The 11,509-nt window shown below is 63.9% G+C and carries 12 protein-coding genes; 4 read left to right on the top strand and 8 right to left on the bottom strand.

The window, feature by feature from the left end:
* Nucleotides 1-34: 34 nt before the first annotated feature.
* The gene (locus CH285_RS15225; protein WP_255032337.1) at nt 35-403 is read left to right on the top strand and encodes a response regulator; all 369 of its coding nucleotides are present in this window, start codon (nt 35-37) and stop codon (nt 401-403) included.
* A gap of 7 nt (nt 404-410) precedes the next feature.
* Here the strand turns inward: CH285_RS15225 and CH285_RS15220 are convergent, their stop codons facing one another.
* The 4 genes from CH285_RS15220 to CH285_RS15205 all read right to left on the bottom strand — a co-directional run bounded on the left by CH285_RS15220 (nt 411) and on the right by CH285_RS15205 (nt 6,430).
* On the bottom strand, nt 411-1,079 hold the full coding sequence (locus CH285_RS15220) for a response regulator (protein ID WP_032366150.1): 669 nt from the start codon (nt 1,077-1,079) through the stop codon (nt 411-413).
* A 414-nt stretch (nt 1,080-1,493) separates the two neighbouring features.
* Nucleotides 1,494-3,557 (bottom strand): AMP-binding protein, encoded by a 2,064-nt coding sequence (locus CH285_RS15215; RefSeq protein WP_094643231.1) that lies wholly within the window; start codon nt 3,555-3,557, stop codon nt 1,494-1,496.
* A gap of 157 nt (nt 3,558-3,714) precedes the next feature.
* A complete protein-coding gene (locus CH285_RS15210; protein WP_094643230.1) occupies nt 3,715-5,058 on the bottom strand; it encodes a flavin monoamine oxidase family protein in 1,344 nt (447 codons plus the stop codon).
* A gap of 31 nt (nt 5,059-5,089) precedes the next feature.
* Nucleotides 5,090-6,430 carry a serine/threonine-protein kinase gene (locus CH285_RS15205; RefSeq protein ID WP_057474942.1) on the bottom strand — a complete coding sequence of 447 codons (1,341 nt, stop codon included), beginning with the start codon at nt 6,428-6,430 and terminating at the stop codon, nt 5,090-5,092.
* Between the two features lie 169 nt (nt 6,431-6,599).
* Here CH285_RS15205 and CH285_RS15200 point away from each other — a divergent pair, with 169 nt between their 5' ends.
* From CH285_RS15200 to CH285_RS15190, 3 genes are all read left to right on the top strand, one after another.
* On the top strand, nt 6,600-7,817 hold the full coding sequence (locus CH285_RS15200) for an EAL domain-containing protein (protein ID WP_255032332.1): 1,218 nt from the start codon (nt 6,600-6,602) through the stop codon (nt 7,815-7,817).
* Nucleotides 7,818-7,940: 123 nt separating this feature from the next.
* The gene (locus tag CH285_RS15195) at nt 7,941-8,573 is read left to right on the top strand and encodes a GyrI-like domain-containing protein (RefSeq protein ID WP_048320319.1); all 633 of its coding nucleotides are present in this window, start codon (nt 7,941-7,943) and stop codon (nt 8,571-8,573) included.
* A 13-nt stretch (nt 8,574-8,586) separates the two neighbouring features.
* Nucleotides 8,587-9,858, top strand: coding sequence for an MFS transporter (locus CH285_RS15190; RefSeq protein WP_094643266.1), 1,272 nt, complete (start codon nt 8,587-8,589; stop codon nt 9,856-9,858).
* Nucleotides 9,859-9,882: 24 nt separating this feature from the next.
* Here the strand turns inward: CH285_RS15190 and CH285_RS15185 are convergent, their stop codons facing one another.
* The 4 genes from CH285_RS15185 to CH285_RS15170 form a co-directional block, all read right to left on the bottom strand.
* A complete protein-coding gene (locus CH285_RS15185) occupies nt 9,883-10,302 on the bottom strand; it encodes a VOC family protein (RefSeq protein ID WP_032366156.1) in 420 nt (139 codons plus the stop codon).
* An 87-nt stretch (nt 10,303-10,389) separates the two neighbouring features.
* Nucleotides 10,390-10,701 carry a transcriptional regulator gene (locus tag CH285_RS15180; protein ID WP_032366157.1) on the bottom strand — a complete coding sequence of 104 codons (312 nt, stop codon included), beginning with the start codon at nt 10,699-10,701 and terminating at the stop codon, nt 10,390-10,392.
* Entirely contained in the window at nt 10,698-11,126 is a 429-nt protein-coding gene (locus CH285_RS15175) for a hypothetical protein (protein WP_094643228.1), read from the bottom strand. The genes CH285_RS15180 and CH285_RS15175 overlap by 4 nt, the downstream gene beginning before the upstream one ends.
* Nucleotides 11,127-11,174: 48 nt before the next feature.
* Nucleotides 11,175-11,477 (bottom strand): hypothetical protein, encoded by a 303-nt coding sequence (locus CH285_RS15170; RefSeq protein ID WP_032366159.1) that lies wholly within the window; start codon nt 11,475-11,477, stop codon nt 11,175-11,177.
* Between the last annotated feature and the right edge of the window lie 32 nt (nt 11,478-11,509).

Genomic DNA, 11,509 nt, shown 5'->3' with positions numbered 1-11,509 from the left:
GACCCGAGCCGTCTCTGACACTCTCGACAGAGTGATGCCCTCCCGCCTGCAGTGCCTGATCGTCGACGACAGCGACGCTTTCTGTGTCGCTGCACGCCGACTGTTGGAATCGGCAGGGATGTCGGTGGTCGGCACGGCGACCTCACTCGCCTCGGCGATCGATGCAGTACTGTCCACCCACCCCGATCTCGTGCTGGTCGATATCGACTTGGGTGCTGACAGTGGGTTCGACGTGGTCGAAGCGATCGACGCCCAGGATCTGACGCCTCCGCCTGCCGTCATTCTCGTGTCGACACACGACGAGGAGGACTTTGCAGACCTGGTGAACAACAGTTCTGCCCAGGGTTTCCTGTCGAAATTCGAGCTGTCGGCGAACGCGATCGAAGCCCTGCTGGGCACCTGACGGCGGGTCACCCGACGGTGTCCAGATACAGGATCACCGCTCGCACGCGACGGTGATCGTCGGCCGTCTCCGACAGGTCCAACTTGGTCAGGATGCTTCGGACGTGCTTCTCGACGGTTCCTTCGGTGATCCACAAGCGTCTGCCTATGCCCGCGTTGGAGAGCCCTTCGGCCATCAAGGTCAAGACGTCCCGTTCGCGAGAACTCAACGCGCCGAGGGGATCACCTCGGCGCTTGGCCGCAACCAGTTCGTAGACAAGAGCAGGATCGATGACCGACGATCCTGCCGCGATCCGATCTATCGTCGAGACGAAGTCGGCGATGTCGGTCACACGGCTCTTGAGCAGGTAACCCATACCCTTGGCGGTGTTGTTCGCGCTGTCGAGCAGTTCGAGTGCGTGATCGACTTCGACGTGAGCAGACAGGAGCAGCAGAGAGACGTCGGGGAAACGGTCGCGGATCTTCACGGCCGCGTCGAGCCCCTCGGCGGTGTAGGTCGGCGGCATCCTGATGTCGATGATCGCCAGGTCCGGTGGATCTTTCTCGAGCAACGCCAGTAACTCCTCGGCGTCACCGGCCCGGCCCACGACATCGAGGCCCGCCTGGGTGAGCAGACTGGCCAGGCCTTCTCGCAGCAACACGTCGTCATCGGCGATGACTACTCGTATCTGGGACATCACGCTCCTCGAACCCGTCGGGTTCGAAGTATCGGCTGCGGCGTCGTGAGCTGTCATCAGTCATTCGACTCTATTGCGCGCTTCGAGTGTCGACTCGGTTTCGCGATTCTTCAGTCGCTCGATCGGTCGTCGTGGATTCCACGGTTCGGACTCGGCCCGGGGGAGAGGTCGTTCTCACGGGTTGCCTCGAAAAACAACTGCAGGAAGGACGACGACGCATCCCCGGGCTGGGCGGCGCGAGCCTGACGGGGTTCATCCGATGACCTCGACATCGCCATTCCGTCCCTTCCGTCCCTCACCCGCAGAACGGGTGTCGCTTCCTCACAAATAGTCTCAGATTCTGAACAGTCAAACAACTGAGAGTTCTCGGAGCGGAGTCGGGAAGCGGGGTGGTGAGGAAGTCGACGTACGGGCTTACATACCGGCGGCCGTGGGAGGTTCGACCAGCATCCTCTTGATCACTTTGCCGGTCGCGGTTCGGGGGAGTTCTTCGAGGAACGTGATGTCTCGCGGCACCGAGAACCGGCTCAGTCGATTTCGGATGTAGGCCCGCACCATATCTGCGTCGAGGCCTGCAGCACCACGACCGACGACGAACGCCGCGAGGCGCTGACCGTACTCGTTGTCCGGTACACCGACCACCGCTACCTCGCCGACCTGAGGAAGGTTGGCGATGGCGTCCTCCACTGGCCCGGGAAACACGTTCTCGCCGCCGGAGATGATCATCTCGTCGTCCCGCCCGCACACGAAGAGCCGCCCGTTGCAATCGATGTACCCGAGGTCGCCGGTATCCATGAGTGCTGCACCGCGAGCCGAAGCAGTCGACGGAGGCTCGGCGTTGGTGTAGCCGTCGAAGAGCATGTCGTTACCTACGAATATCCGGCCCAGAGTGCCGGTCGGAACCACTGCGCCGTCGGCGTCGAGTACGGCGATGGTCGTGCCGAGCGGCGGCCGACCCGCGGTAGTGGGAGCTGCACGCAGATCCTGCGGTGTGGCGATGGTCGCCCACGAGACCTCGGTGGAACCGTAGAAGTTGTACAGAACATCTCCGAACGCGTCCATGAACCGCGAGACGGTCGACCCCGTCAACGCCGAACCGCTGCACGCGACGACTTTCAAGCTGGACGTGTCGTAGCGTGATCGCACGGACTCGGGTAGATCGAGTATGCGCTGCAACATGATCGGGACGGCGATCAGCGACGTGCACCGATGAGTCTGGATCGTCCGCAAGCACTCTTCCGGATCGAATCGATCCTGCAGAACCACTGTTGCCCGCAGCGGTGTACTGATCTGCAACGCCGCCAGCCCCCAACTGTGGAACATCGGCGCAGCGATCAGCATGCGCTCGTTCATACGAAGTGGCATGCGGGACAACATGGCCGCGACGGTCCCGAAGCCGCGTGGGGTCGGGCGAAGTGCACCTTTGGGAGACCCGCTGGTGCCCGAGGTCAGCACGACAACGGATCCGGGCCGTTGCGGTCTGTCGAACGTGGCGGACGGAGCCGCGACGAAATGCTCCAGAGTGCGACGGCCCGCGACGACGGTATGAGCCGACAAGCTGACGCGGAGGACGTCGTTGGGGAGGTAGCGAACCATCTTGTCGAATTCGTCGTCGACGAACAGCGCTTGCAGCTGGTGACGACTCGAGATGGTCTCGATCTGGCGGGCCGCGAGGCCGGTGTTGAGAAGTACGACCTCGACACCGAGCATGCCGCAGGCGACGACGCATTCGATCATGGCAGTGTGATTGCGGGCCAGAACTCCTACCGTGCTTCCCGGGCGAATTCCGGATGCGGCGAACCCTGCTGCTATCCGATGCGATCGCAGGTGGATCTCTGCGAACGTGCGAGTACCGCGATCGTCGATCACGGCAATTTCGTCCGGTGACTTGGCGGCGGCGGCCGCGAAGCCACCGCCGAGGGTGAAGCCCCATTTCGCCAGCGAGTTCAGCTGCCGGTATGCGCGATCAGGACGCGCGGCACGAACGACGCCGGTACCGATCATCGTTTTGAGGACCGCAAGCTGTAGCGACCGGGAATCGCCGGCGTTGGACACGATCGATGTCGTTGCGCCGGAGAGGGACTCGGCCAACCTGTTCAGGCCACCCATGACCCAGTCGACCACTGCCCGATTGTGTTCGGGTTGCGGCGAGTAGGTTCCGGCCAGGCCGGCTCGGAAGATCGTCACATCGATCTTGGTCTCGCTCGGTGAACGCGCGCTGAGGGTGAATCTGATGAAACCGCCCGATTCGACGTGCTCGACGGTGATGATCGGCCGGTTACGTCTGTTCACCACGACTTCGAGTGCGTGCTCGACCCCACCGACGCCGCACGTGTAGCGGTTCGCCGACTCGCTGAGAAGGCAGTACCCGAGACCGGGGAAATATCGCGGGTACAGTTCGACCGCACTGAGCACCCCGCACACTTGCTCGACGTCGTGTGCGAAGACCGTGCTGCAGTCGATGACGTCGGAAACCATGGTCCACCCCTGTGCCTTGCCGTGTCGAACAGCGCCGCTGCCACATCGGCACCGACCAGAAGAATGGCAGCGCACATCGGTAACGGGTCATCCGCCTGGATGAAGTCGTCATAGTAATCCCGGTGCGCGGTTTCGGGAAGGAAACGCGAATCTCCGTCTAATTGGGACGAAGTTCGCCGCCGCCCCAGAGCTCGTCGAACGGAACCGTGCGGGCCAGGATTCGCTCCGCAGCTCGGTGTCCCGACAGGAATGCCGCGGTCACCGTCGACGGATCGTCCGTCCACGTTGCCTCGCCGGCCAGGTGTAGAACTCCGCCGACCGGGGTCGACAGATCGTCGTGGTCGCTCGGTCGCGAGCCGACCGCCGGGTACGAGTAAGCACCGCGGGAGAACGGGTCGTCCTGCCATCGCGTGACATGTACCCGCTGCGGGGAGATCACGCGTTCGCCGTAGAGGCCACGAAGCGCGTCGAGCACCGACTCGGCAATACGTGCGTCGGACCACTGCCGGATCGTCTGCGCACACGGCCCCGCCGCAAACGTGAGCAGCGTGGGCAACCCCTGCGGCACGGTGACGTCGTACCACGAGTGCCACCAACGCCCGGCCTCCCCCTGCTGCCGAATCGCGTAGACGTCCTCGTCCCAGAATGCATGCGGGAACTGTAGGAACACCTTCTCGAACGCGTTCATCTCGAGTCCGTCCAGCGCAGTCGACACCGGATGGGGAAGAGGCGGTTCGATAAGCAAGGTCGGTGACTTCAGGACGCCGATCGGAACCGTCACCACGATGTGGTCGGCCGAGAACGTCTCGGTGAGAGTCTCCACGGAGGAGCTGTTCGATCCCCACGCGATGCGTGTCACTTCATGGCCGAGTCGTACATCCAGCCCGTCGGCCAGACAGACCGCGAGCCGATCGTACCCCTCGGGGAACACGACCTCGTCACCCTCGATCGCGTCGTCGTCCAACCCGTGCGCATCGAGCATCCCCTGGTCGACACCCAGCTGTTCCTCGGCCCGGTGACCCAGGAACTCCCGGACCCGTTCGATTCGATCAGGATCCCATGCGAGCCGTTTCACGGTGCTGTTCACGGCATCCCCGTACGACGTGCCCAGGGTCGATGTCGCTATGGTCGCCGCCAACAGCTCGTCGACGACGTGTACGTCCGACGCGAAGCTCGCAACCTCGTCCTCGCTCAGACGCCGTCCGTTCGGTGAGTAGTACGCAATGGGCCGTCCGTCCGGCTGAAAACTCCCCACCGTGAACTCACTGGTCGGAATGCCGAAAGCCTGTACTGCGTCGGCCAGCGGATTGTTGTCGATTCCATGAACCCAGGACGCACCGACATCGAGAATCTGTCCGTCCGTCCGCAGGGTGTGCACCCGTCCGCCGATGCGGTCGCGGGCTTCGAGAACGACCACACGGTGACCCGCACGGTGCAGAATGCGTGCTGCGGTGAGGCCGGAAATGCCGGCTCCCACCACCACGGTGTCGACGTGCGTCATGCTCTGTCCGTTCCCTTGGTTGCCGACATGCTCAGTTCCCACGGCCGGGGTTGCCGTTGCCGGAGTTCCCGTTGCCTGAATTGCCGTTGCCTGAATTGCCGTTGCCGTTGCTGTTGCCTGGACTCCCGTTGCCGGAGTTGCCATTGCCCGCATTACCGTTGCCGTTGTTCCCGTTTCGCGGTGGAGCCGCAGGTTGTGGCGGCTCGGCGGGCACCTGTTCGACGGCGGGGGCGGGAACGTCCTGGGGGAGGTTCGAGACAACCGGCATCGAGGACTCGGATGCGGTTGTCACGGGCGCCGGGCTGGTCGGAGCGGTGACCGATGTGGACGGCGATGTCTCGATCGGCTCGTCGCCTGTTCCGGTTGCCATCCAGGCAATTGCCGACGCGACGGCGACGAACAGTGCAGCCGCAGCCGCAGGGACAAGACCGCGACGCCGTGAACCCTCCGTTGGTCGACGGGCCGAATCCTGCTCGGCGACAACCGCTGTCGAATTCGCGACGGGCAGGACCGCAGTGGCCGGCGGTGGTGGCGGTTCGCTGGAGAGACTGTGTAAGGCGTCGGCCACGGTGTCCGCCGTCGGCCTGTTTTCGGGATGTCTGGCCGTCATCGTCGTCAGCAGCGAATGCCACTGGGGCCCGAGTTGCTCGGGTACCTCGGGGTCGCGGTGCAAGCGCGCCACGGCTGCGGCCACCGCGCTGCCGTCGAACACCATTGCGCCGGTAAGACATTCGATGAGAACCAATCCGAGGCTGTAGATATCGGTTGCAGGCCCCGCAGAGGTGCCCGTCGCCTGTTCCGGGCTGAGATAGTGAGCGGTGCCGACGGTGGTGCCGTGCTCGGTGAGGCGGTCGGCGTCGACGATGCGAGCGATACCGAAATCGGTGAGCTTGACGCAGTGTTCCGTGCTCGACGCCGGCTCTCGGGCGACCAGGATGTTGGCCGGTTTGATGTCGCGGTGGATCACGCCGCGGTGGTGGATATAGGAGAGGGCCCGAGCGATCTCGTGTCCCATCCGGGCGACGAGATCGCCCGGTAGTGCGCGGCCTGCGCGGTAGCCGTTCAGAGTGGGGCCGTCGACGAACTCCATCACCAGAAACGGCACTCGGATACCGCCGGTGTAGGGGGCGGTACCGGCGTCGTACAACGTCACCAGGCCAGGATGCGACAGCGACGCGAGCGTCCTGATCTCGGCATCGATCCGTGCATCGGTATGTGCGGGTTCACCCTGACGGAATATCTTCACGGCAACGGGCCTACCGAGGACGTCGTCGTCGGCTCGAACGACATCTGCCATTCCGCCGCGCCCCACGACGTTGCCCAGACGATATCTGCCCGCGAACAGGTGATCGTCGGAGTTCGCACCCACCATTGTTCACCGCCGATCCGAAGTCTTCCGAGCACCCTATAGCCCGTCGGCGAGGGAAGAGGGCGCGGCCGGCGACCATCGGGCATGATGGTTCCCCGGGTGGGGACCGTCGAGGGGTACCGAGGGAGGTCCGCCTGTGCATCGTGACGCCTCGCACGCGCAATTTTCGCCGATGACGATCGATATCACGTCGACCTACCAGCCGATCGTCGCGTTGGACGGCCGAGCTGTCGTGGGTTACGAAGCCCTGGTGCGGACCTGCGGCGACGCGCAAGCGATCTCGCCGCCGCAGCTGCTGCGCGAGGCGGCCGATCGAGGCGAGTCGGCCGAGTTCGACTGGCGGTGCAGACTCAGCGCCCTGAGCGGGGCTGTCGAGGCCGGTTTCCCCGAAGGACTCGCGTTGTTCGTCAACGCGGAACCCACCGCCCTGGACGCGCCACCTCCGAGAGAGTGCCTGCCATTGATGGCCGAGGCATCTCGGTTGTCGATCATCGTCGAGATCACCGAGCGAGATCTGATGGGTGACCCCGCCGGGCTGCTGCGTGCGGTAGAGCATGCCCGCGACCTGGGATGGCGGGTCGCGCTCGACGATGTGGGTGCAGACTCGTCGAGTCTGGCACTTATTCCGCTGCTCCGGCCCGACGTCATCAAGCTGGATATGTCTCTCGTGCAGGGCCGTTCGAGCTATGCCACGGCGTCCGTGGTGTCCGCGGTCGCCGCAGAGGCCGAACGCAGCGGTGCGCTGGTGCTCGCCGAGGGAATCGAAACGGAGCAGCACGAAGCGACTGCGCACGACATGGGTGCGGTTCTCGGCCAGGGCTACTTGTATGGCGCTCCGACTCATCTACCCACCTTCGGAGCCACCGGCGGTACGGCCGACACACTCGAGTTGGAGCCGGCAATAACCGTCCGGGCCCCTGTTGCCGTGACGCCGTACGGTCTGGTCCATCGATTCGGAACCCGTCGACGCGCTGACGCACGGCTTCTCGACGACATCGAGAACGGTCTGCTTCGCAGTGTCTACGGCACCGGTGCGTCGACCGTCGTATTGGCGACGACGAACGCGTCGGCCGGGTCGACCGCCGAGCGTGTCGCGTTGTTCGACGACCTCGCTGTGCGCACGGCTCTCCTGGCCGTCTTCGACTCGCGGCCGATGCCGGGTGAGCATCGGTTTCGGACCGTTGCGGTCGGTGAGGACGAACCACTGGCGTCGGAGCGCTCGGTTGTCATCGTGGCACCGATGTCCAGCGTTGCTCTCATCGCGGTGGAGAGCGGAACTGCCCACGACGGAAGCGTGTTGTACGACTACTGCCTGACCTACGACCGACACATGGTCCTCGATGCGGCGACGCTTCTGCTCCGCCGATTGCCCGCTCGGACCCATGCGTGAGCCGGTTCGAGTCGGGACGAGGTCTCCGTTGAGCCGGGTGCGTCCGAACGGGGCTACGTCGACCACGGGACCCCAGCCCGGCGCACTCGGTACACTGACCCGCAGTCGGCAGGAGGTGAGGGCATGAAGACGGATTTCAAGAAGACCCTCGACTCGTATTCGGCACGGCCCAACGTGTTTCGAGTTCTGACCGTGCCACCGACGAAATACTTGATGATCGACGGCCACGGGGATCCGAACACCGCGCCGGAATATTCCGATGCTGTATCCGCGCTGTTCCCCGTTGCGTATCGGCTCAAATTCAGAAGTAAGAACGACCTGGGGCGCGACTACGTCGTCCCGCCGCTCGAAGCCTTGTGGTGGGCGACGGACATGGCGGCCTTCACCACGCGCCGGGACAAGTCGAACTGGCTCTGGACTGTGATGATCATGGCACCCGACTGGATCGACCACACGATGTTCGAGCACGCCGTAGGGGTCGACGCATCCGAGAACCGTTCGGACCGACGTGCCCGAATGCGCTTCGACACTCTCGACGAGGGCCTGTGCGTGCAAACTCTGCACATCGGTTCCTACGATGACGAGGCCGCGGTGCTCGACGAGATGCACGACCACTACATCCCGCAGGCCGGGCTGACGATGACCGGTCGTCATCACGAGATCTACCTCAGTGACCCACGACGGGTCGAACCGGCGAAGCTGCGCACCATTCTTCGGCAACCGGTGCGGTACTCGGCGGACGAGGCCTCGCTCTGACACGATGACCGGCATGACCAATGCGGTGCGTCCGGCGTCGTTCACCGTCGGCACCCTCACGTTGCTCGGGGCCCTGTACTTCGCACAGGGTCTGCCGTTCGGCATCTTCACGCAGGCCCTGCCCGTCGTGCTTCGAGAGTCGGGTTTCTCGCTGGTGAAGATCAGTGCAACCGGGGTGTTGTTTCTGCCGTGGGCGCTGAAATTTCTGTGGGCACCGTACGTCGATCGTTACGGTTCCAGGCGGCGGTGGCTCCTGACGTTGCAGGTGTCCGCCGCGCTGGTGGCGCTTGCACTGTCGTTGCTCGATCTGTCTTCGACGCTGCGCTGGCTCTTCGTCGGGATTTTCGTCATCAACGCGCTGTCGGCCACCCAGGACATCGCAACGGATGGGATAGCGGTCCGCACGTTGACGGTGTCGCAACGCGGCCTGGGCAACGGTCTGCAGGTGGGCGCGTACCGGATAGGTATGGTGTGCGGCGGGGGAGTGCTGTTGTGGCTGTTCACCTTTGCCGGATGGCAGGTGCTCTTCGTTGCGATGGCATTGCTGATCCTGTTGGCGACGGCCCCGGTCTGGTTCATGAACAGGCAACTGGCCGCGGCAGACGTGGACACCGACCGGCAGCCCGAGTCCGAGAGCCCGGCGCGACTTGCTGTGGCCTGGTGGTCCCGATTGCGCAGGCCTGGCATGGTCGCGTTCATTCTTCTCATCGTCGGCTTCAAATTCGGAAACTCGATGGGCTCGGCGCTGGTCGGCCCGTTCCTCTCGGACAACGGACTGACCTTGACTCAGATCGCGCTGGTCGAGGGCGGCCTGTCGTCGGTGGCAGCACTCGGAGGTGCTGCGCTCGGCGCGTGGTTGTCCTTTCGCTTCGGACGTCGTCAGGCTCTGCTGGTCGGCGGAATCGCCCAAACCCTCAGTCTTGTGTTGTATGTAGCGGCATCGTTCGGCATCGGCGGGTTTCCGCTTCTGGTCGCGGCCAACGTCACCGAACACGTGCTGGGCGGCGCGGCAACCGTTGCCGTTTTCGCGCTGATGATGGACGCATCGGAAAAACGTTATGCAGGAAGCGATTACACACTGATGGCCTGTGCAATCGTCTTTGCGCAGGGTGCGTCCGGACTTACGGCGGGCGTGATCGGCGACGTGTTCGGTTACACCGCATTGTTCGGTTCCGCACTGGTGCTGTCCGCAGTCGGTTGCGCGGTGCTGATCGTGGCGCTCGACAGGGGCTGGGGGCCGACAGGGCTGCACGAGGTCATCTCTGTCGAATCGCGCACCCACTGAAGGTGCCCACTGCTCCTCCGTCGCTCAGCTTTCGACGACCGAGCCGGAGATGTTCACCATCCACTGCACACCGAACTTGTCGGTGAGCATGCCGAATACGTCACCCCACGGTGCTGCGTCGAGACCCATCGTGAATTGTGCGTCGACGGCCAGCGCGTTCCAGTAGCCCGTCAATTCCTCGTGCTCGGTACCGAAGAGCGAGACGCTCATCGTGTTTCCGGGTGTGTGTTCCATCGACGGCGGGGTGTCGGCCCCCATCAGTGTGAATCCGCTGGGAGTTGTCAACTGGCCGTGCATGATCAGGTCCTTCTCGGATGGATCGTCGGTGGCCTGGCCCTCGCCGAACGTTGTCATGGTGAGTTCTCCACCGAAGACCGTGCGGTAGAACTCCATAGCGTTGCGCGCATTGTCACGGAACGACAGGTACGGACTGAGTGTGGGCATGGCAGGGACTCCTTCTCGAATCGAACGACCGGTGCGGGCTGCATCGACTGCATCCGTCGAAAGATAGACACGGAGCTGGGGGAGAACTCACCGCCCGGGCTCGGATGGGCTCGCGTCGGCCTCCGCGAGAATGGCGCGGAGGGCAGCCACATGGCGGCGGTAGGCGTTTTTTCCCTCCCTCGTCAGCGATAGCCACATCCGCCGCGAGTCGGTGCGTGATCTCTGCTGGTCCACGTAGCCGGCGTCGACCAGAGCCGCCACCTGCTTGCTCAGCGCGGATGCGCTCAATCCACTGTGTTCCTTGACGACGGCGAGCTCGAGCGTCGTACCGGCCGCCAGCAGCGCGCAGATCCGCAGCCGGTTCGCCGGATGAATGATCGGATCCAGATCGTCCGTCATCGGTGTGTGCTCCGGTAGTGAGCGATCGAACCGAACGAGTAGGTCGCCGTCGCTGCTGCAGCGAGGAGCACCAACGCCCAGCTCGGCAGGGATGGCTGTGCGAATGCGAGTGCTACCACCACGAAAGCAACGGACAGTGCGACCGACGCCAAAAATCCACGGCTGGTAGGCAGCGCCCACGGTGTGCCCATTCGGTACCCGGTGATCACGTTCGTTGCCACAATGGCCGCGGCCAGAATCAGCAGGGCGACAGTGCGGTGGGAGTCGGTGAGCAGCGGCGTGAGTGCCAACGCACCGATGAGCACTGCGTTGACGGCGTACAACCAGACCGGCCACGGAGTGTCGCGCACGGCGCGTTGCACTCGGTCGATGTCGTCGAGAGTCGTTCGAGCTTCGGACGAGGTGGGCGTATCGATGCTTTCCATATCGGAAACCATATCGGATAGTTTCCGATATGGCAACGATTCGTGTGATCAGTTCTCGGGACCGGTGTCGGTCGGCCGTGGCACATCGGCCTCCCATCGAGCCCGTCGCTCGTCCGGGGACTGTTCCCACCACGGTGTACCTCGTTCTCCCAGAGCGACTTTGGCGGCTTGAACGCCCGCGCGAGACTCTGTGGCACCGGAGGTGCGTTTGACGTCTCTGCGCCACGCCATGAGGATCGAGCGCAATTCGGCGTTGCGATCCTCGGGAATATCGGGATCGGTAGCGCGCCACCGTCGACCCTTGATGACGACATAGTGACCGTCTTCGGTGCGTTCCACTTGCTCGGCCATGAGACCACCTTGCCACCCAGCAACGTCTGTGG

Source organism: Rhodococcus sp. 05-2256-B1 (assembly GCF_002258465.1).
Taxonomy (GTDB): domain Bacteria; phylum Actinomycetota; class Actinomycetes; order Mycobacteriales; family Mycobacteriaceae; genus Rhodococcoides; species Rhodococcoides fascians.
The sequence above is the reverse complement of the archived record's forward strand: the minus strand, read 5'-3'. Positions and strand labels throughout refer to the sequence as shown.

Excerpts from the sequence above, each read along its gene's own strand:
- CH285_RS15225 (WP_255032337.1), top strand. The coding sequence starts at position 35 with ATGCCCTCCCGCCTGCAGTGCCTGATCGTCGACGACAGCGACGCTTTC.
- CH285_RS15220 (WP_032366150.1), bottom strand. The coding sequence starts at position 1,079 with ATGTCCCAGATACGAGTAGTCATCGCCGATGACGACGTGTTGCTGCGA.
- CH285_RS15215 (WP_094643231.1), bottom strand. The coding sequence starts at position 3,557 with ATGGTTTCCGACGTCATCGACTGCAGCACGGTCTTCGCACACGACGTC.
- CH285_RS15210 (WP_094643230.1), bottom strand. The coding sequence starts at position 5,058 with ATGACGCACGTCGACACCGTGGTGGTGGGAGCCGGCATTTCCGGCCTC.
- CH285_RS15205 (WP_057474942.1), bottom strand. The coding sequence starts at position 6,430 with ATGGTGGGTGCGAACTCCGACGATCACCTGTTCGCGGGCAGATATCGT.
- CH285_RS15200 (WP_255032332.1), top strand. The coding sequence starts at position 6,600 with ATGACGATCGATATCACGTCGACCTACCAGCCGATCGTCGCGTTGGAC.
- CH285_RS15195 (WP_048320319.1), top strand. The coding sequence starts at position 7,941 with ATGAAGACGGATTTCAAGAAGACCCTCGACTCGTATTCGGCACGGCCC.
- CH285_RS15190 (WP_094643266.1), top strand. The coding sequence starts at position 8,587 with ATGACCAATGCGGTGCGTCCGGCGTCGTTCACCGTCGGCACCCTCACG.
- CH285_RS15185 (WP_032366156.1), bottom strand. The coding sequence starts at position 10,302 with ATGCCCACACTCAGTCCGTACCTGTCGTTCCGTGACAATGCGCGCAAC.
- CH285_RS15180 (WP_032366157.1), bottom strand. The coding sequence starts at position 10,701 with ATGACGGACGATCTGGATCCGATCATTCATCCGGCGAACCGGCTGCGG.
- CH285_RS15175 (WP_094643228.1), bottom strand. The coding sequence starts at position 11,126 with ATGGAAAGCATCGATACGCCCACCTCGTCCGAAGCTCGAACGACTCTC.
- CH285_RS15170 (WP_032366159.1), bottom strand. The coding sequence starts at position 11,477 with ATGGCCGAGCAAGTGGAACGCACCGAAGACGGTCACTATGTCGTCATC.